At 64.9% G+C, this 17,720-nt stretch carries 20 protein-coding genes and 4 pseudogenes; 14 read left to right on the forward strand and 10 right to left on the reverse strand.

Annotated features, from left to right (window positions below):
* From VSX60_RS16205 to VSX60_RS16225, 5 genes and pseudogenes are all read left to right on the forward strand, one after another.
* Positions 1–91, forward strand: a pseudogene (locus VSX60_RS16205) (IS5/IS1182 family transposase); the annotation flags it as partial.
* Between the two features lie 91 nt (positions 92–182).
* Positions 183–435: pseudogene (locus VSX60_RS16210) on the forward strand (integrase); the annotation flags it as partial.
* 482 nt (positions 436–917) lie between these two features.
* Positions 918–1,148, forward strand: coding sequence for a helix-turn-helix transcriptional regulator (locus tag VSX60_RS16215; RefSeq protein ID WP_327625298.1), 231 nt, complete (start codon positions 918–920; stop codon positions 1,146–1,148).
* A 104-nt stretch (positions 1,149–1,252) separates the two neighbouring features.
* Positions 1,253–1,417, forward strand: a pseudogene (locus VSX60_RS16220) (JAB domain-containing protein); the annotation flags it as partial.
* A 91-nt stretch (positions 1,418–1,508) separates the two neighbouring features.
* On the forward strand, positions 1,509–2,543 hold the full coding sequence (locus VSX60_RS16225; protein WP_327625299.1) for an endonuclease/exonuclease/phosphatase family protein: 1,035 nt from the start codon (positions 1,509–1,511) through the stop codon (positions 2,541–2,543).
* Between the two features lie 23 nt (positions 2,544–2,566).
* Here the strand turns inward: VSX60_RS16225 and VSX60_RS16230 are convergent, their stop codons facing one another.
* The 8 genes from VSX60_RS16230 to VSX60_RS16265 form a co-directional block, all read right to left on the reverse strand.
* Positions 2,567–2,848, reverse strand: a complete 282-nt coding sequence (locus tag VSX60_RS16230) for an usg protein (protein ID WP_327625300.1) — start codon at positions 2,846–2,848, stop codon at positions 2,567–2,569.
* Between the two features lie 191 nt (positions 2,849–3,039).
* Positions 3,040–3,819, reverse strand: a complete 780-nt coding sequence (locus VSX60_RS16235; RefSeq protein ID WP_327625301.1) for an SDR family oxidoreductase — start codon at positions 3,817–3,819, stop codon at positions 3,040–3,042.
* A 61-nt stretch (positions 3,820–3,880) separates the two neighbouring features.
* On the reverse strand, positions 3,881–5,536 hold the full coding sequence (locus VSX60_RS16240) for a molybdopterin-binding/glycosyltransferase family 2 protein (protein ID WP_327625302.1): 1,656 nt from the start codon (positions 5,534–5,536) through the stop codon (positions 3,881–3,883).
* A complete protein-coding gene (locus tag VSX60_RS16245) occupies positions 5,533–6,249 on the reverse strand; it encodes an XdhC family protein (RefSeq protein WP_327625303.1) in 717 nt (238 codons plus the stop codon). The genes VSX60_RS16240 and VSX60_RS16245 overlap by 4 nt, the downstream gene beginning before the upstream one ends.
* Complete coding sequence (locus VSX60_RS16250) at positions 6,249–6,578, reverse strand: XdhC family protein (protein WP_327625304.1); 330 nt, start codon at positions 6,576–6,578, stop codon at positions 6,249–6,251. The genes VSX60_RS16245 and VSX60_RS16250 overlap by 1 nt, the downstream gene beginning before the upstream one ends.
* A 76-nt stretch (positions 6,579–6,654) precedes the next feature.
* Entirely contained in the window at positions 6,655–7,914 is a 1,260-nt protein-coding gene (locus tag VSX60_RS16255) for a vWA domain-containing protein (RefSeq protein WP_327625305.1), read from the reverse strand.
* Positions 7,911–8,828 carry an AAA family ATPase gene (locus VSX60_RS16260; protein ID WP_327625307.1) on the reverse strand — a complete coding sequence of 306 codons (918 nt, stop codon included), beginning with the start codon at positions 8,826–8,828 and terminating at the stop codon, positions 7,911–7,913. The genes VSX60_RS16255 and VSX60_RS16260 overlap by 4 nt, the downstream gene beginning before the upstream one ends.
* Positions 8,829–8,864: 36 nt before the next feature.
* Positions 8,865–9,359 carry a flavin reductase gene (locus tag VSX60_RS16265; protein ID WP_327625308.1) on the reverse strand — a complete coding sequence of 165 codons (495 nt, stop codon included), beginning with the start codon at positions 9,357–9,359 and terminating at the stop codon, positions 8,865–8,867.
* Positions 9,360–9,581: 222 nt separating this feature from the next.
* Here VSX60_RS16265 and VSX60_RS16270 point away from each other — a divergent pair, with 222 nt between their 5' ends.
* The 7 genes and pseudogenes from VSX60_RS16270 to VSX60_RS16300 all read left to right on the forward strand — a co-directional run bounded on the left by VSX60_RS16270 (position 9,582) and on the right by VSX60_RS16300 (position 15,275).
* Complete coding sequence (locus VSX60_RS16270) at positions 9,582–10,691, forward strand: ABC transporter substrate-binding protein (RefSeq protein WP_327625309.1); 1,110 nt, start codon at positions 9,582–9,584, stop codon at positions 10,689–10,691.
* A gap of 4 nt (positions 10,692–10,695) precedes the next feature.
* Positions 10,696–11,751, forward strand: coding sequence for a P1 family peptidase (locus VSX60_RS16275; RefSeq protein WP_327625310.1), 1,056 nt, complete (start codon positions 10,696–10,698; stop codon positions 11,749–11,751).
* Positions 11,748–12,071, forward strand: a complete 324-nt coding sequence (locus VSX60_RS16280; protein WP_327625311.1) for a hypothetical protein — start codon at positions 11,748–11,750, stop codon at positions 12,069–12,071. Before VSX60_RS16275 ends, VSX60_RS16280 begins: the two co-directional genes overlap by 4 nt.
* A gap of 32 nt (positions 12,072–12,103) precedes the next feature.
* Positions 12,104–12,853, forward strand: coding sequence for a DUF2259 domain-containing protein (locus VSX60_RS16285; RefSeq protein WP_327625312.1), 750 nt, complete (start codon positions 12,104–12,106; stop codon positions 12,851–12,853).
* Between the two features lie 93 nt (positions 12,854–12,946).
* Positions 12,947–14,327 (forward strand): annotated as a pseudogene (purB, locus tag VSX60_RS16290) (adenylosuccinate lyase).
* A 91-nt stretch (positions 14,328–14,418) separates the two neighbouring features.
* Positions 14,419–14,601 carry a hypothetical protein gene (locus VSX60_RS16295; RefSeq protein ID WP_327625313.1) on the forward strand — a complete coding sequence of 61 codons (183 nt, stop codon included), beginning with the start codon at positions 14,419–14,421 and terminating at the stop codon, positions 14,599–14,601.
* Between the two features lie 113 nt (positions 14,602–14,714).
* Positions 14,715–15,275, forward strand: coding sequence for an RBBP9/YdeN family alpha/beta hydrolase (locus VSX60_RS16300; RefSeq protein WP_327625314.1), 561 nt, complete (start codon positions 14,715–14,717; stop codon positions 15,273–15,275).
* 10 nt (positions 15,276–15,285) lie between these two features.
* Here the strand turns inward: VSX60_RS16300 and VSX60_RS16305 are convergent, their stop codons facing one another.
* Both VSX60_RS16305 and VSX60_RS16310 read right to left on the reverse strand, forming a co-directional pair.
* The gene (locus VSX60_RS16305) at positions 15,286–16,056 is read right to left on the reverse strand and encodes an HpcH/HpaI aldolase family protein (RefSeq protein WP_327625315.1); all 771 of its coding nucleotides are present in this window, start codon (positions 16,054–16,056) and stop codon (positions 15,286–15,288) included.
* Positions 16,056–16,376: a DUF1476 domain-containing protein gene (locus VSX60_RS16310; RefSeq protein WP_327625350.1), complete on the reverse strand. Its 321-nt coding sequence runs from the start codon at positions 16,374–16,376 to the stop codon at positions 16,056–16,058. The genes VSX60_RS16305 and VSX60_RS16310 overlap by 1 nt, the downstream gene beginning before the upstream one ends.
* A gap of 260 nt (positions 16,377–16,636) precedes the next feature.
* On the opposite strand from VSX60_RS16310, the gene purC reads away from it, so the two are divergent.
* Positions 16,637–17,401: a phosphoribosylaminoimidazolesuccinocarboxamide synthase gene (gene purC, locus VSX60_RS16315; RefSeq protein WP_327625316.1), complete on the forward strand. Its 765-nt coding sequence runs from the start codon at positions 16,637–16,639 to the stop codon at positions 17,399–17,401.
* Positions 17,402–17,471: 70 nt separating this feature from the next.
* On the forward strand, positions 17,472–17,714 hold the full coding sequence (gene purS, locus VSX60_RS16320; protein ID WP_327625317.1) for a phosphoribosylformylglycinamidine synthase subunit PurS: 243 nt from the start codon (positions 17,472–17,474) through the stop codon (positions 17,712–17,714).
* Positions 17,715–17,720 lie beyond the last annotated feature (6 nt).

Consider the following 17,720-nt stretch of genomic DNA (forward strand, 5'->3'; position numbering starts at 1 on the left):
GCGATCAATCGAAAGCGCAACGGCCTGGACGCTCATCGCCAGCATCCGAATGCTCACGAGGCGCATCGCAAGATATTGGATCTATTGCTGAACTTTTGAATCAGGCTCTCAGCGTTTGTCGCCACCGCTGGTCCCTCGAACGCACACTTCCTCACGGCCATTCTGGCCGTGGGAGAACGACAATGGGACATTCGCAATTTGATCCGGCAGCCAATGCCCGAAGAGCCTGGAACGCAGGCCGAACGGTTGGTGCCAAGCGAGCGCTGAAGCCGCCACACGTTTTGGGCCGATCGGTTCTGGCTCGATCATGAAGGCAGACTGCGCGACCGAGCACTGTTCGATCTGGCGATCGACAGCAAGCGGCGCGGCTGTGACATTGTTAAGGTAAAAACCGGTGAACTCGTGTCGGGCGGGCGCATCCGGGCCCGGGAGGTGCCACCTGCGATTACGCTAAGTGGTCCAAGGCAAATCTTAGTGCATGACGGGCCTTGGCGCCAAGGCCGGTGAAGCCGGTTCGGATCGCGAAGCCGGCCGTTGCAGGACCTTGGGTGCGGGCGGTCCCGGCAAGGTCGAAGCCTACCATCGGCAAATCGGTAGGGAAACCACGGCGGACCTGCCCGGCTTACTGCCGGGCAGGTCCGCCGTGGTTTATATCGCTATAGAAAGTGATTTATGCCGGAAGTGGTTGCGGGGGTAGGATTTGAACCTACGACCTTCAGGTTATGAGCCGGAAAGCTACGTCAGTTGGACAACTTGGCTACAGCAGATCTGTTCGTCAGTAATGCCCAGAGACAGCAAACCCGCCGTTCTATATCCGGGACCGTCCCTTCTCACTACTCCGACGCACAGCGCCTTCCCTCACGGGCGTGACCAAGGCTTTCATTAGCGGGTCACAACGTTATCGGAGGCCGCGCAACATGACCGATCAGAAATATCTCACCCCAGAAGAGGTCGCGGAACGTTACCGAGGGACGATTACCATCGGCACACTGCGAAACTGGCGATCTATGAGAATAGGTCCCGCCTATTTGAAGGTGGGCAAGTCAGTTCTCTATCCCGTCAACGAGATCGAGGCATGGGATCAGAAAAATATCGTGATGTGTCCTGCAGCAAAACGACTCGGAATTAGAGCGGGGGATCAACGATGATAATCGCAGGGGTCGGCAAAACATCCGACCCCAGAAACCTACCCCATCAGAATCTTATACTCAATAATCTTTAGTATTTTCAACTACTTAATGAAATGAATGGTGTGATCCACAACCACCCGTCCGGGGATCCCACGCCGTCACGGGCCGACATCGACATGACCCGCACCATCGTCGAGACGGCGAAACCCTTGGGTATTTCCGTGCATGACCACATCATCATCGGCAAGGCCGGTCATGCCAGCCTCAAGGGCCTGCGATTGATCTGAGCGACGCGATTGTTCATCGCGAACCATATGATCGTCACGCATTTGATAAGAATCTTACGTAAGGTTAGAATGAGCGCATAGGAGAACGGTCATGGCCAGAGAGCGATTCACGATCGCAACGTTCAACTTGCGAAATCTGAACGAGCCGGGCCTCGACATGTATGGTCGCGACGGCTGGACAGCCGACGAGTACGGCGAGAAAATCGCGTTCACGGCCCGGATGTTCAAAATTCTGCCCTCAGACGTTTGGGCGTTCCAGGAGCTTTGGCACGCCGCATCGCTCGATCGCGCGCTCGCCGACGCCGGACTTTCCGCGGATTACACCGCTCTCGTGCCCGACGCCCATGCCGGCGGCATGATCGTGTGCGCGGCTGCCGTTCGCAAGGAGATCCTCGTCGGCGAGCCAGAGTGGATCAGCCGGTTTCCGGAAGGTCTCGTTCTTTCGAGCGGCGGTGACGACCCGCAGACGGAAAAGATATTCATCAGCCTTTCCAGCTTCTCGCGGCCGGTCCTGCATTTCCGGATCCAGCCGTCCGACCGCGCGACCCCGATCCACGTCTATGTCTGTCACTTCAAGTCGAAGGGACCGACGCGAATCTTTCGGGAGCCGTGGTACCAACGCGACGTGCATTCCAAGCACAGCGAGGCGATCGGCGGCGCCCTGTCCACCATTCGCCGGACCGCAGAAGCTACGGCGCTCCGCTTCATGCTGACCGAACGGATGAAGGGAACCGACGAGCCGGTCATCGTGCTCGGCGACATCAACGACGGCACCCTGTCGAACACGATGAACATCCTGACCGGCCAGCCGCGCTTTCTCGTCGGTGAAAGCCGCGGCGGCGGCGACATCGACCTCTATACGGCGCAGACGCTGCAGGAATACCGCTCCACCCGCGACGTTTATTACACCCACATCTTCAACAACAATTACGAGTCGCTCGACCAATTGCTGGTCAGCCGCGAACTCTATGACAACAGCCGCAACCGGGTTTGGGCGTTCGACGGGCTCGATATCGTCAATGATCACCTCCACTACGATCCGAAGCACGAGCAAGGGACCAGCGACCACGGCGTGGTCCGCGTCACCTTCAAACTCGACCCGGCGCGGGGCGCCGAAACCGGCTAACGAGCGCCCTTCCCTCTACGGCTTCAGTGCAGATAGCCGCCATCCTTCACCAACCGCAGTTCACGCGGCTTGATCAAGCCCGCATGCATGATTCGAACCGAGTGGATCGCCGCCTCGATCTCGCGCTCCCAATGGTCGAGAAAGCGACGCAGTCGCGGATATTCGGGGGCCAGATCCTCGAATTGCCAGGCGAAAGTCTGCAGGAAGCTGGGATGGTCCGGCATCCGGTACAGGACCTCCGCCGTGGTCAGGCCATAGCCCTGCAACATCCGTTCGAATTGCGGATCGGCGGTCTTGATGGTCATCGGCGCACCTTTTCGCTGCGCCAGCCGGGCATCGGCCGGCATTAGAAATGCTGCGACCTAAGAGTTAATGATGTGTTACCGGGCGCCGAAGTTCAAGCGCGAACAGTGCTTTCCGCGCCACAGGACCTGTCATTTCCCGGGATTGTTCACCTCGGCCGCGGCGCGCCGACGCCAACCGGAGCGTATGGGCCTCAGAACGCCCCGGGAAACGCGCCGCCGTCGATCAGCAGGCTCTGGCCGGTGATGTAGCCCGAATGCGCCGAGCACAGGAATGCGCAGGCCTTGCCGAACTCGTCCGGCTCGCCGAAGCGCCCGGCCGGAATGCCGGCGGCTCGGTCGGCGCGGATGTCGTCAAGACTGCGGTTTTCACGCTTCTGCGCCGCCGCGAAATTGGAGCGCAGCCGATCGGTGTCGAAGGCGCCCGGCAGCAGACAGTTGATCGTGACGTTCTGACCGGCGACGGTGCGGGCGACCCCGGCCAGAAAGCCGGTCAGCCCGGCGCGCGCACCGCTGGACAGGTCGAGGCCCGCGATCGGCCCCTTGACTGAGCTGGAGGTGATGTTGACGATCCGTCCGAAGCGGCGCTCGGTCATGCCGTCGATGACACGCTGCACCATCTCGATGGGCGCGATCATGTTGCCGGTGACGCCGGCCAGGAGATCGTCGCGCCCGAGCGCGCGAAAATCGCGCAGCGGCGGCCCGCCATTGTTGTTGACCAGGATGTCCACCTGCGGCACGGCGCCGACGAGCCGGGCCTGGCCGTCCGGGATCGAGACGTCGGCAACAACGGGAATGACGTCGGCGCCGGTCTCCCGTGAGATGGCTTCAGCCGTCGCGTTCAGCACCTCTTCGTCGCGGCCGTTGAGCACCACCGTACAGCCGGCCCGCGCCAACTCGGTGGCGCAGCCCCGGCCAAGCCCCCGGCTCGATGCGCAGACGATCGCGTATTTCCCTGTCAGTCCCAGATCCATGTCGTTTTCCCACTCGTCCTCAGCCGCTTAACGGCACGGGCGATTTTCGATTCTTCACCAATCACTTAGTCGGCTTTAATGATTCACTTTGCCAGGACGCATTGTGACGTTCCTGCGTTACCCTGCCCCCGGCGGCGTGCACTGCTTCCTGGGTATCGACGTCGACGCTCGCGGCGGCGCCGATCTCGACCTCGACCACAGCGTCGGGATGGTCGGCGATCACGCCTTGCGCCCCGACATCTCCCGAAAGCGCCATGATTTCAGGGCGATAGACCGTCGAGACCACGACCGGATTGCGCCGCCGGCCGCGATCGAAGGCCGCCGCGATCGACCCCGCGCCGGACGGCACGAAGGCCGCGATGAGCCGGTCGAGATCCGCCGGTGTCAGGAACGGCTGGTCGGCCAGCATGACAAGAACGCCGTCGGCTTCGGACGAGGCCGCGAACCCGGCCTTGAGCGAGGTCGAGAGCCCGTCAGCAAAGACCGGGTTCTCTACGATGTCGATGGCGAGGTCACCCAAGGCCGCGACAATCTCTTCCCGCATATGCCCGACGACCACCCGCACATGTCCCGCGCGCTTCGCAGCCAGCGCGGTCTCAGCCGAACGCCGGATCAGCGGGACGCCTTCGAAGGTCGACAGCAGCTTGTTCGGCCCGCCCATGCGGCTCGACCGGCCAGCGGCGAGGATGACGATATCGACGACTGGCTCCTCGACGGCGCTGTCCGCCTCACGCGGCTGCGGCCGCGAGGCGATCTCCATCAAGAGCCCGCCGACGCCCATCTTCCGAATGTCGTCGCCGGTCACCGGGAGATCGGCCAGTAGGCGATCGAGCACCCAGTCGAAGCCGTTTTCCTTGGGGCTGCGGGCGCAGCCGGGCGCGCCGAGCGCCGGCCGGCCGTCCAACGTGCCGAGGAGCAAGAGATTGCCGGGGTCCACCGGCATGCCGAGATGGTCGATCCGGCCGGCGGCCGCCGCGATCGCCGCCGGGATGACGTCGCCGCCGTCGATCACCGCCGAGGCGCCGAAGATCAGCGTCACATCCGCTGTCTCGCGCCGCAGCAGGGCATCGGTCAGGGCGCCCACCTCATGGGCACAGCGGATCTCGCCGACGATCATCGAGCCGGAGGCCGCGAGCCGCACCTCGGTGACGGCACGCGTCTTGTCGAGCACGCTCGGCTTGACGCCAGGAAGCTCAGTCTGGATCAGCACCACGCGCTTCGGCGCGAAGGGGGCGAGACGAAATGCCGCCTCTCCCGCGCAGAGCCGCACGGCCGCCTCGACCGCCGCGCCGGAAACGGCCAGCGGGATGATCTTCACCGTCGCCACCATCCGCCCTGCCTCAACGGGGGCGTATTCGCCGAGCGTCGCGAGGGTCACGCCGGGGTCGATGGCGTTGAGCGCGTCGACCATGGCGCGATCCGGCAGGAACAGCCCCGCTGTTTCCGCAAAGAGATTGACACGGCCGGTTCCGGCCTCGCCCGCTCGAATTCCCGCCCCGCCAAGCGCGGCACCGATCGCCGCCGCCGCCTGATCCTCGGTGAGGTCGCCCGGCTCGAGACGCGCAGCGGTGACAACGCCGACACCGGCGTCGCGAAGCGCGGCAATGTCCGCCACCGAGAGCCGTGTCCCCTTCTTCAGCCGACGCTGGTCGAGCCTCTGGGAGTGTGCCAGAATCGCCCCTTCCGCCTCCGCGACAGGTATCTCCCCGAAGATCATGCCGCCTCGGTCTCGCCCCGGCGCTCGGCGAACATCTTGCGCTTGCGGAACGCCTCGATGACCGAAGCAAGGATTGCGACGGCGATCTCGCCCGGCGTCGACGCGCCGATATCGGCGCCGATAGGCGCTTCGATACGGTCCATCGCCTGGACGGACATCCCGGCGTCGGTCAGTCGCTCGACCCGCCGCGCATGGGTCTTCCGGCTGCCCAGCGCGCCAATGTAAAAGCACCCGGCCTGGAGCGCCGCGATCAGCGGATAATCGTCGATCTTCGGATCGTGAGTGATGACGCAGACGGCGGTATAGGCGTCGAGCGGGCGGGCTTTCAGCACCACCTCGGGCCATTCGGCGACAAGCGCAACATCCGGAAAACGCTCCGTGGTGGCAAAGGCCGTGCGCGGGTCGACGATCTCGACATCATAACCGGCCAGCTTCGCCATCGGCGCCAGCGCCTGGCTGATATGGACCGCGCCGACGACGACGAGCCGGGGCGGCGGCAGATGGGCGTTGAGGAAAACCTCGCCGTGATCGGTCTGGACGATCCCGGACTTGCCGGAACGGATCACCCGCCCGATCGGCTCGGCGAGCGGATCGCCCACAACCTCCGCCTCGCGCACGAGCCGCTGGGCGCCATTCGCCAGAGCGGTGACGACGACGGCGGCCCGGCGGGCGGCGCGCTCGACGTTCAGATCTGCCAGAAGCACACGGTCCATCAGTTCACCCGTTCGACATAGACGCGGATGCGCCCGCCGCAGGACAGACCCACCCGCCACGCGGTTTCGTCGGCGACCCCGAATTCCAGCATGCGCGGCTCGCCCGCCTCGATCACGTCGACTGCCTCGGTGACCACAGCGCCCTCGACGCAGCCGCCGGAGACCGAGCCCTCGAAATTGCCGTCGGCATCGATGATCAGCTGGCTGCCGGTCGGCCGGGGCGCTGAGCCCCAGGTTTCCACGACGGTGGCGAGCGCGAGGCTCCGCCCCTCGCCGGCCCACGCCTCGGCGGTCTTCAATACATCGAACTCATGGATCGTCTGGGACATGATCTGACCCTCCTCAAAGGCGCGGCACACGATATCGCCGTAGTCGACCCGGCACCAGCGTCGGCAGAGCCTGCCCTTACGCCGCCATCGCACGATCGGCGGCGTCCATCCACCAGCGCGGATCGGTCTCCCGGCCCCCGCCACCCGACAACGCCTCGCAGAGCGCGCTCATCGCCTCCAGCGAATGCACCGAGCGGAACTCGTCCACATGCGGCAGCATGGCGCGGACTCCCTTGGCGCGGGCGGAAAATCCGTCGAAGCGCAACAGCGGGTTCAGCCAGATCAGCCGCCTGCAGGATTTATGCAGCCGCTCCATCTGTTTCGAGAGCTCGTCGACCGAATCGCGCTCCAGCCCGTCGGTGATCAGGATCACTACCGCGCCCTGGGTCAGCACCCGGCGCGACCAGGTCAGGTTGAAGCTCGCCAATGCCTCGCCGATGCGGGTTCCGCCGGACCAGTCCTTCACCGCGCCGGCACAGTCAGCGAGCGCCTCGTCGGGATCTTTGTGGCGCATCTGCCGGGTGACGTTGGTCAGCCGCGTGCCGAACAAAAACGTATGCACCCGGCGCCGTTTCTCGGTCAGGGCATGGATGAAGTGCAGAAAAACTCGGGTGTACTGGCTCATCGAGCCGGAGATGTCGGCGAGCACCACCAGCGGCGGGTGAATCTCGCGGCGAGAACGAAATTTCGGCAAGACGAGGTCGCCGCCGGTCCGCATCGAGGCCCGCATCATGGCTCTCGGGTCGATTCGATCACCGCGCGGATCGGGGCGAAACCGGCGTGTCGCGATCCAGTCCGCTGGCAGGCGCAGCGCGGCGATGGCCTGCTTGGCCTCCTCAATCTCGCGTACCGACATCTGCGCGAAATCCTTCTGGCGCAGCACCTCGTTGCCGGACACCGTGAGACTGGCGTCGATCTCGATCTCCGGCCGCTCCTGCTTGGTGATCCGGTCGCGGGCGCCCTCGAACATCGCTTCGGCGGCGCGGTCCTCGCCGGCCCGCTTCTTTTCCCGCTCCGATTGGCGTGGCGGAGCCTTCGGCGAGAACATGGCGATCATCTTTTCGATCAGTTCGCGCGAGCGCCAGAACAACCGGAACGCCTCCTCGAACACCGCATCGTCCTCGTGGCGGGTGATCAGCACCGCATGCAGCGTCCAATAAAAATCGTCGCGGCTGGTCAACCCCGCCGCCTTGACCGCCGCAATCGCGTCGAGCGTCGCGGAGGGACCGACCTTCAGTCCCGCCTTGCGTAGCGCCCGGGCGAAATAGGCGATGTTGTCCGCGAGCTTGCCGTCCGGATCTGCCGCCACTTTCGGCGGATCGGCGACGGCGCTCATGGGAGCCTTGCCAGGTCGCGCTTCACCTCGGCGAGAATCTCGCGGCCCTCGCCTCGTTCCATGCGTTGGATGTCGTCTTGGTATTTCAACAGCACCCCCAGCGTATCGGAGACATGCGCGGGGTCCAGCGCAACGGCGTTGAGTTCGGTCAGGGCGTTGGCCCAGTCGATGGTCTCGGCGACACCCGGCGCCTTGAAGAGATCGATCTGACGCAGCCTCTGCACGAAGGCAACGAGTTCAGCCGCCAGTTCGGCATTGGCTTGCGGTGCCTTGCGTCGCACGATCTGAAGTTCGCGGTCGGACGCCGGATAATCGACCCAATGATAGAGGCAGCGCCGCTTCAGCGCGTCGTGGATCTCGCGGGTGCGATTGGTGGTGATGATGACGATCGGCGGCTCGGCGGCTCGAATGGTACCGAGTTCCGGGATCGTGACCTGATTGTCGGAGAGAATCTCCAGAAGAAACGCCTCGAAGGCTTCGTCGGTACGGTCGAGCTCGTCGATCAGCAGCACCGGCGCGCGACCCGGCTCGCCTTCTAGCGCCTGCAGGATCGGCCTGCGGATCAAGAAGCGCTCCGAAAAGATGTCGGAGCGCATCGCGTCCTTGGACGTATCGCCGGAGGCCTCGCGCAGCCGGATCTCGATCATCTGCGCGGCGTAGTTCCATTCGTAGAGCGCCGAGGAGACGTCGAGCCCCTCATAGCACTGCAGGCGAATCAGCGGCCGGCCCAACGCCGCGGCCAGCACTTTGGCGATCTCGGTCTTGCCGACGCCGGCCTCGCCTTCCAGAAACAGCGGTCGCCCCATCTTGAGCGACAGAAACAGGACGGTCGCGAGCGACCTGTCCGCCACGTAGTTCTGTCCGTCGAGAAGCGCTTCGGTCTCGTCGATCGATGCCGGCAGTTTCGATGTCACGGATACCCTTTCCCTGAGACGCTCCGATGGCCCACGCTAGAGGCTGCGATAGGTCCGGTCGAGATAGACCAGCGACGGCGATTTCGATCCTGTGCGGATCGCCACCACCTCGCCGATCAGCACGCGGTGCGTGGCAACGATTTTGGCTTCCAATATCCGGCAATCGAACCCGGCCAGCGAACCGACCAGCAAAGGCGCGCCGGTTTGCAGTACCTCCCATTCGCCCTTGGCGAAACGCGCGTCCGACTCGAGCTGCCCTTCACCGGCGAAGGCGCGAGCGATCGCCTCGCTGTCTTCGGACAGCAGATTGACGGCGAAATTACCGTTGTTCTCAAACCGGTCGTTGGCCGGGCTCGACGTATTGAGACAGACAAGCAGCGTCGCCGGTTCGTCGGACACCGAACAGGCAGACGAGACCGTCACGCCACGCCGGCCCGCCGGGCCGTCCGTCGTCACCAGGTGAACCGCCGAGGCAAACCGGCTCATCGCGTCGCGAAAGCTGTCGCGGTCGATCGTCGATGTCGTCAGCAAACCATATTCCATTCATTGCGCCCGGGTCCCGAGCCGTTCGCGTCAAACATAGGGCGGGGATGGCGGATTCGCACGGGGTCTCGTCGCAATCCATCGCGGGCCCCCATCCAGACAGGCTTTCCCGGGCATTCCCGTTATGGCGCGAGCCGGCATCACGACACCGTCGTGGATACGGCCGGGTCCGTCTCGCCATCGTCCGGACGGTCGACTAGACTCGCAGGCATGACGCGTTTCTTTCTCACCCAGCCCCGGTATTTTGCCGCCTTCGGCCTGATGGGGATCACGCTTTTGCCGGCGCAGGCCCAAGACACGGGCGAGCCGATCACGCTCGGCGTAGCGGCACCGCTTTCCGACAGCGCCGGCATTCTCGGTCGGCAACTCGCCGACGGCGCGCGCGCAGCGGCGGCAAAACCCGCCGACGGCCAGACGGTCGAGGTCGTGGAGGCCGACACCAAATGTTCCGCCGAGGGCGGCAAACAGGCGGCCGAAAGCTTCGTCGCCATGAATGTCTCCGTCGCCACCGGCTTCCTGTGCGCCGACGCCATCGAGGCGGCGCTTCCGATCCTTACGGAGGCAGGGATTCCGACCATAGACGTTGGCGTGCGGGCCAACCGCCTCACCGACCGGCGCGAGCGGACCGGCTTTCTCGTCTGGCGCGTCGCGCCGCGTTCCGACAAGGAAGCTGCGGCGGCCGCAAGCTATCTGGCGACGCGCTGGAAGGCCGAGCCCTTCGGCCTCCTGGAGGACGGCTCGATCGCTGCGCGGGCATTGTCCGACGCGGTCCGCCGGCTCCTCGCCGACCAGGGCATGAAACCACAGACGATCGACAATTACCGGCCCGCCGAGGAAAAGCAGTTCGGCCTGGTGAGACGCCTGGAGCGCACCGGGGTCAGCCGATTCTTCATCGCCGGTGACCGGCCGGACGTCGCGATCATCGCCCGCGACGCTGCCGAGATCGGACTTGCCCTCGACATTGTCGGCGGCGAGGCACTATTCGACGAGACGAGCGACGACGTGCCGCTGCCGGACGGCATCGTTGCGGTCGCGCCGCGAATCCACGTCCCAGAACTTCAAGACGGCGGCCCGGACGAAGGACCAATGGCCGGACCGCAAGGCTATTTCGGCCCCGCATACGCGGCAACGCAGATCGCCGTCGCAGCGGTCGGCCAAAGCCGGGAAACCGGCCGGCCGATCACCGAAATCCTGGGCAACGAGGCATTCCAGACCGTGCTCGGGCCGATCCGTTTCGACGCCAAGGGCGATTCCGACCTCGATCTCTACCGCGTCTTCGAATGGCGCGGTAACGGCTTCGTCGACGAGACCGGGGGCTGAGGACATGAGCGCCTGGCGGCCTGGCACTCGCAATCTCCTCAGCGACGTCGCCGGGGTCAGGGTCGGGCATGCCGGCGACGAACGGCTGAAAAGCGGCACGACGGTCGTCATTCTCGACACGCCATCAATCGCGTCCGTGGCTATTCTGGGCGGCGCACCGGGGACCCGCGAAACCGATCTTCTGGCGCCGGAGAACACCGTCGCGGAGGTCGATTCGCTGGTGCTGTCGGGCGGGTCCGCCTTCGGCCTCGACGCCGCGTCGGGCGTGCAGGCCTGGCTCGCGGAGCAAGGCCGCGGCTTTGCCGTCGGCGATGTGCGCGTGCCGATCGTGCCGGCTACGATCCTGTTCGATCTAGCCAATGGCGGGGCCAAGGCCTGGGGCCGCTATCCGCCCTACCGCGAGTTCGGCTACGAGGCGGCACGCTCGGCAGGCGCCGATTTTCCGATCGGCACAGTCGGCGTCGGCATCGGCTGCACCACGGCGACGGTGAAGGGTGGCCTCGGCTCGGCGTCGACCGTGCTCTCGAACGGCATCACGGTCGCGGCGCTCGTCGCGGTCAACGCCGTCGGGTCGGCAACGATCGGGACCGGCCGCAGTTTCTGGGCGGCGCCCTTCGAACTGGGCGACGAGTTCGGCGGCCTCGGCCTGCCGCAACCGTTTCCTCCGGGCGCGACAGCCCCGCGAACCAAGCTCGACGCGCGGATGGGCGCCAACACGACCATCGGAATCATCGCCACCGACGCAGTGCTCGACAAGGGCGCCGCCAAGCGGCTGGCGATCGCCGGACAGGACGGCTACGCCAAGGCGATCTGGCCATCGCACACCGATTTCGACGGCGATCTCGTCTTCGCGCTGGCCACCGGCGGCAGCGGAATTCTGCCGGAGCCGATCGGCCGTGTGGAACTCGCCGCCGCGGCCACGGCGACCATGGCCCGCGCCGTCGCGCGCGCTATTTACACCGCGATATCCGCCGAGGGCGACCGACAGGCAACATGGTCGAGCCTTCGTGACCCGCGGATGGCGTCCGGCAGAGCCGGCAGCGAGAGAACGGCCCCATGAAAAACGTCACGAACACGATAGCGGCCGCAGCCATCGCGACCTTGCTGGCGTCGACCACCGCATCTGCCGAAGACCTGCCGTTCCTGGGTACCTGGGACTGCGAGGTGGCGATCTTCACTTTTACCCCGACCACCTACAACACCGGATCGGAGGATCTGCTGGTCGAAGAGGTTCAGGAAGGGAGCGACGGTTCCTACACGCTGTTGTTCGCCGATGACTATTTCATCACTCTTTCCGGCTTTACCGGCGATTCGATGGGGTGGTTCTCCGAGGCCAGCGGCGACAATTTTTCGTGCACCCGTATCGTCGCGCAAAAGTAGCACTCCCCGCGGCCAGCAAGTGAGGACCGACGATGACGCCCCCGCGACTTCCAAAGATCGCCGCCGCGGCGGCAGTCCTGCTGGTGGCGCTGCCGGGATTCGCTTCGCCTGCCTCGGCTGGCGACGCGGCAAGGCTGGAACCGCTCGGGTTCTCCGAGGACGGCAAGGTCTTCGCATTCGAGCAATCAGGCATCCAGGATGGGTCCGGCTTCCCCTATGCCGAGATATTCTTTCTCGATCTCGCCGAGGATCGCTTTCTGCCGCCCTCCCCGGTCCGCATCCGGATCGAGGCGGACGGCGCCGGGATCGCGGATGCCAGAGAGCAGGCTCGCGAGGCAGCCCAGGCGCTGTTCACGACCTATGATCCCGAGGCGCATCCCGGCTCACTGGTCGTCGCCAATCCGCCGACCGAATTGTCGGCAGATCCGTACCGAGCCCGCTTCCTGCCCCGACCCATCGAGCCGACGCCTGACAAGCCGGTCGAGCTTCGACTGGAGCCGATCCCGCTCAGCGGCGGCAAGGCGTGCGAAGTGTTCGGCACGTCTTACGGCTACCGGCTGGTGCGCATCGCCACCAAGCCGGGCGATGCGGCTGTGCTGATCCACGAGGACACTGCGATTCCAGAAAGCCGGGGCTGCCCGCTCGACTACGCCCTGTCCGAAATTCGCGTCTACGAGCGACCGACCGGCGGATTTTCGGCGGTGGCGATCATCGGGGTCAAATCCGTCGGCTTCGAGGGACCGGACCTGCGCTACATCGCCAACCCGCTGTCGATGGACTGATGAGCGATCACTTCGGCAAACGTTGAGACGCGGCGTCGGCTCTGTTAGACGGCAGCCGTTCCTCCCAATCGTATAGCTGAAAGAATCCGCGCCATGATCCCCCGCTATTCCCGCCCCGAGATGGTCGACGTCTGGTCGCAGGAGACGAAGTACCGGATCTGGTTCGAGATCGAGGCCCATGCCTGCGACGCCCTCGCCGAACTCGGCGTCATTCCCGAAAGCGCGGCGAAGACGATCTGGGAAAAGGGCAATGGTGCCACGTTCGATGTAGACCGCATCGACGCGATCGAGCGTGAGACCAAGCACGACGTCATCGCCTTCCTGACGCATCTTGCCGAGATCGTCGGCCCGGACGCCCGCTTCGTCCATCAAGGCATGACCTCGTCGGACGTCCTCGACACCTGCTTCAACGTGCAGCTGACCAAGGCCTCCGACCTGCTCCTCGCCGATCTCGACGGCCTGCTCGCCGCGCTCGAACGCCGCGCCTTCGAGCACCGGGACACGATCACCATCGGGCGTTCCCATGGTATCCACGCCGAGCCGACGACCTTCGGCGTCAAGCTCGCCCTCGCCTATGCCGAGTTCCAGCGCTGTCGCGAGCGCCTCGTCGCCGCCCGCACGGAGATCGCTACTTGCGCCATCTCGGGCGCCGTCGGCACCTTCGCCAACATCGACCCGCGCGTCGAGGAGCATGTCGCCAAGGCGATGGGGCTTGCGGCCGAGCCGGTGTCGACGCAGGTGATTCCGCGCGACCGACACGCGATGTTCTTCGCCACGCTCGGCGTCATCGCTTCGTCGGTCGAACGTCTGGCGACCGAAGTCCGCCATCTGCAGCGCACCGAGGTGCTGGAAGCGGAGGAATATTTCTCGCCGGGCCAGAAGGGCTCGTCGGCGATGCCCCACAAGCGCAATCCGGTGCTGACGGAAAACCTCACGGGCCTTGCCCGCATGGTCCGTTCCTACGCCCTGCCGGCGATGGAGAATGTCGCGCTCTGGCATGAGCGCGACATCTCCCACTCCTCGGTCGAACGGATGATCGGACCGGACGCCACGGTGACGCTCGACTTCGCGCTCGNACATCTCCCACTCCTCGGTCGAACGGATGATCGGACCGGACGCCACGGTGACGCTCGACTTCGCGCTCGTGCGCCTCACCGGCGTCGTCGACAAGCTGCTCGTCTATCCCGAGCGGATGCTGGCCAACCTCAACAAGTTCAAGGGTCTCGTCCATTCCCAGCGGGTGCTGCTGGCACTGACCCAGGCCAGTGTCTCCCGCGAGGATGCCTACCGGCTTGTGCAGCGCAACGCGATGCGGGTGTGGGAGGAGGACAAGGACTTCCTGACGGAACTCCTCGCCGACAAGGACGTGACGGCCGCACTGCCGGAAGCCGAGATTCGCGAAAAATTCGACCTCGGCTATCATACCAAGCACGTCGGGACGATCTTCGAGCGGGTATTCGGCCGCGCCGGTTGAACCCCGCGCCTGCGATCGTCGTTGCACCAATGCGCCCGGCCTGATCGCGACAAGGTCGGATCGGACGGGCGCTGGAACGGAGGACATCGCTATGCCTCACACGTCGGATCGCTCCGGAACCAACAGCCGCCGGCACATGATCTGGATCGCGATCGCCGTGGCCGCGCTGGCGTTCCTGGTTTATTTCTTCTTCTTCACCGCAACGCCGGACCGAGCGATTTTGACGGAGGACGAACTGTCCCCGGCGCCGACCGCCGAGGAGCCGGCCACGTAGCGGCGAGACAAGGGCCCGCCTGTCAGCTGTCTTGAACCGCGACAGGGTACGAGGATGGAAAACCGATGCCCTGACGGCTTGACTTGCGCGGCTCGCATTCGCATGTCCCGCCGATGCGCATTGCCGAAGCCGATATCCTCATCCTGCCCGGTTACAAGGGCTCTCCTGAAGATCACTGGCAGACCCGTTGGGAGCGCAGGCTGTCAACGGCGCGCCGTGTGCCGCAGGCCGAATGGACGAAGCCCGTCCGCGACGACTGGATGGCCGCGGTGGCGGATGCCGTGAACACCTCCGCCCGGCCGGTCGTCCTGGTCGCCCATTCGCTCGGCGTCGCGGCCGCCGTGCAGGCGATCCCGCGCTTCGAACGGCCAGTGGCGGGCGCGTTCTTCGTCGCGCCTCCGGAGGTGGAGAACGATGCGATTCGCCCGAGACACCTGCGCACCTTCGGACCCTACCCACGCGATCCGCTGCCGTTTCCCAGCGTCGTCGTCGCCAGCCGCAACGACATTTTCTCGTCCTTCGAGGCCGCCGAGGACATCGCCGGCGCCTGGGGATCGCTGTTCATCGATGCCGGCGAGGCCGGCCATATGAACGCCGAGAGCGGCCATGGCCCCTGGCCCGAAGGCTTGCTCACCTTCGGCAAGTTCATGACCGGACTGCGCATGCCGGCCTGACCAGCCGCGTTCAGCCGCGAACGGCCTCGGCAAGGGCCCGCGCCCCCGCTGCAATCACGGCCTGGTCGGAACTGACGCAAACCAGACGATAGCCATACTCCCGGTACCGCTTGGCGTCCTCCGGCGTCGCGGCATAGATCGTGGCGATCTTGCCGGCCGCCGACGTCGCCGCGGCAATTCGTTTGATCGCCGCCTCGGCCTGCGCGCCGCGCGGATCGAGCGTCCCATCGCCGGACAGAGCGATCGACAGATCGGAGGGGCCGACGAAGACACCGTCGAGGCCGTCGACCGCCAGGATCGCCTCGAGATTGGCGACTGACGCACCGGTCTCGATCATGGCGAAGGCCAGCGTTTCGTTACGGGCGTCCGTGACGTAGTCGGCGCGATCGGCGTAGCCATGCAGTTCGCCGGCACGCGTCGGGCCATAAGACCGTTGCCCGAACGGCGGATATTTCGCCACCGCCACGAAGGCGCGGGCCTCGTCGGCGGTTTCGATCATCGGCATCATCACGGCCGAGGCACCGAAGTCGAGAAGGCGCGCGGCGAGCGCCCGGTCCTCGATCGGCAAGCGTACCAGCGCGGGCTTGCCGAGCAGCACCGCGCGTTCGATGCCGGCCCGCAGGCTGGCAGTGTCGTGCAGGCCGTGCTGGACGTCAAAGGTCACGGCGTCGAAATCGGCGCGCAGAAACGCTTCATGAACCACCGGATCGATCAGGCCGAGCCATGCGGAGACGACGAAGCCCCCCTCGCCCAGGCGATCACGAAGTCGAGGGAGGGCCATCAGGCGCTGCGGATCTGGGTTTCGGCTTCCGCCAGAAAGTGCGCCAATTGCTTGCGGATCTGATGCTCCGACTGTTCGACGCCGGCCGCGACAAAATCGTCGCGAATCTTGTGGACCACATCGTCGTCACCGGGCAACAGGAAGTCGACCTTGATGACCTCCTGGGCGTAGGCGTTCGCTTCCTCACCACTCTTCCCGAGCTTCTCAGCCGCCCAGAGGCCGACCAGCTTGTTGCGGCGCGCCTCGATCCGGAACCGCAATTCCTGGTCATGGGCATAGCGGGACTCGAAATCGCGCTCGCGGTCGTTCATGGACATGATGTTCCTCCTTGGTAAGAATCGACCGTCCGATCCACCGGCCTTTCGTCTGACATACGGTCTTGCGCCGCGTTTTTGAAGCGCGATTTCGTTTCAAGCGGCGTTATCAGGCCTTGATTTGCGGCGCTTGCCGCACGACTTCCCGCAGAGCAATTGCCGAAACGATTGTTAAGGCGGGCCGTATGGTCTATTCAGCCGCACCATCGTCAGCCGTCTTCGCACCGTGGCCAGGGCCGGTGCTTCCTTCACGATAGAGTTCCATGATGACACGTCGCCGCCGTATCTACGAAGGCAAGGGCAAGATCCTCTATGAGGGCCCGGAGCCTGGCACCCTGGTGCAGTTCTTCAAGGACGACGCCACCGCGTTCAACAAGAAAAAGCACGAGGTCGTCGACGGCAAGGGCGTTCTCAACAACCGCATCTCGGAATACATTTTTTCGCATCTGAACAAGATGGGGATTCCGACCCACTTCATCCGCCGCCTCAATATGCGCGAGCAGCTGATCAAGGAGGTTGAGATCATCCCGCTCGAAGTGGTGGTGCGCAACATCGCCGCCGGCTCGCTCGCCAAGCGCCTCGGCATCGAGGAGGGCACCGTCCTGCCCCGCTCGATCATCGAGTTCTATTACAAGGCCGACGCGCTCGACGATCCGATCGTTTCCGAAGAGCACATCACCGCATTCGGCTGGGCGAGCCCGCAGGAGATCGACGACATCATGGCCCTGGCGATTCGGGTCAATGATTTCCTGTCCGGACTGTTCCTCGGCGTCGGCATCCAGCTCGTCGATTTCAAGATCGAGACCGGCCGGCTGTTCGAGGGCGACATGATGCGGATCATCGTCGCCGACGAGATCTCTCCCGATTCCTGCCGGCTGTGGGATGTCCAGACCCACGACAAGCTCGACAAGGATCGCTTCCGCCAAGACATGGGCGGTCTCGTCGAGGCCTATCAGGAGGTCGCCCGCCGGCTCGGGATCATGAATGAAAACGAGCCGCCCCGCCCCTCCGGGCCGGTGTTGGTCAAGTAAGGCGGCGCAGAGCCTCCAAGCAGCCGGCACCGGCACTCAAGCTCGTTTATTCCAGGGACAGGCGCATATCGTGATCAAGGCTCGCATCGTCGTCACTCTCAAGACCGGTGTCCTCGACCCGCAGGGCAAGGCCATCGAGGGCGCTCTCGGCCATCTCGGCTTTGCCGGCGTCGGCGCCGTCCGGCAGGGCAAGGTCTTCGATATCGAAGTCGACGCCAAGGACGAGGCGACGGCGCGGTCTGAGCTTTCCCGGATGTGCGACAAGCTCCTCGCCAACACGGTCATCGAGAATTACACTGTCGAGATCGCGTAAAGGTGG

The sequence above is a fragment of the Aurantimonas sp. A3-2-R12 genome (genome assembly GCF_036016755.1).
GTDB classification, from domain to species: Bacteria; Pseudomonadota; Alphaproteobacteria; order Rhizobiales; family Rhizobiaceae; genus Aurantimonas; species Aurantimonas coralicida_A.

Coding starts and splice junctions, on each gene's coding strand:
- VSX60_RS16285 (WP_327625312.1), top strand. CDS start 12,104: ATGACGCCCCCGCGACTTCCAAAGATCGCCGCCGCGGCGGCAGTCCTG.
- VSX60_RS16300 (WP_327625314.1), top strand. CDS start 14,715: ATGCGCATTGCCGAAGCCGATATCCTCATCCTGCCCGGTTACAAGGGC.
- purC (WP_327625316.1), top strand. CDS start 16,637: ATGACACGTCGCCGCCGTATCTACGAAGGCAAGGGCAAGATCCTCTAT.
- VSX60_RS16280 (WP_327625311.1), top strand. CDS start 11,748: ATGAAAAACGTCACGAACACGATAGCGGCCGCAGCCATCGCGACCTTG.
- VSX60_RS16270 (WP_327625309.1), top strand. CDS start 9,582: ATGACGCGTTTCTTTCTCACCCAGCCCCGGTATTTTGCCGCCTTCGGC.
- VSX60_RS16225 (WP_327625299.1), top strand. CDS start 1,509: ATGGCCAGAGAGCGATTCACGATCGCAACGTTCAACTTGCGAAATCTG.
- VSX60_RS16240 (WP_327625302.1), bottom strand. CDS start 5,536: ATGATCTTCGGGGAGATACCTGTCGCGGAGGCGGAAGGGGCGATTCTG.
- VSX60_RS16230 (WP_327625300.1), bottom strand. CDS start 2,848: ATGACCATCAAGACCGCCGATCCGCAATTCGAACGGATGTTGCAGGGC.
- VSX60_RS16275 (WP_327625310.1), top strand. CDS start 10,696: ATGAGCGCCTGGCGGCCTGGCACTCGCAATCTCCTCAGCGACGTCGCC.
- VSX60_RS16295 (WP_327625313.1), top strand. CDS start 14,419: ATGCCTCACACGTCGGATCGCTCCGGAACCAACAGCCGCCGGCACATG.
- VSX60_RS16305 (WP_327625315.1), bottom strand. CDS start 16,056: ATGGCCCTCCCTCGACTTCGTGATCGCCTGGGCGAGGGGGGCTTCGTC.
- VSX60_RS16245 (WP_327625303.1), bottom strand. CDS start 6,249: ATGGACCGTGTGCTTCTGGCAGATCTGAACGTCGAGCGCGCCGCCCGC.
- VSX60_RS16255 (WP_327625305.1), bottom strand. CDS start 7,914: ATGAGCGCCGTCGCCGATCCGCCGAAAGTGGCGGCAGATCCGGACGGC.
- VSX60_RS16250 (WP_327625304.1), bottom strand. CDS start 6,578: ATGTCCCAGACGATCCATGAGTTCGATGTATTGAAGACCGCCGAGGCG.
- VSX60_RS16235 (WP_327625301.1), bottom strand. CDS start 3,819: ATGGATCTGGGACTGACAGGGAAATACGCGATCGTCTGCGCATCGAGC.
- VSX60_RS16215 (WP_327625298.1), top strand. CDS start 918: ATGACCGATCAGAAATATCTCACCCCAGAAGAGGTCGCGGAACGTTAC.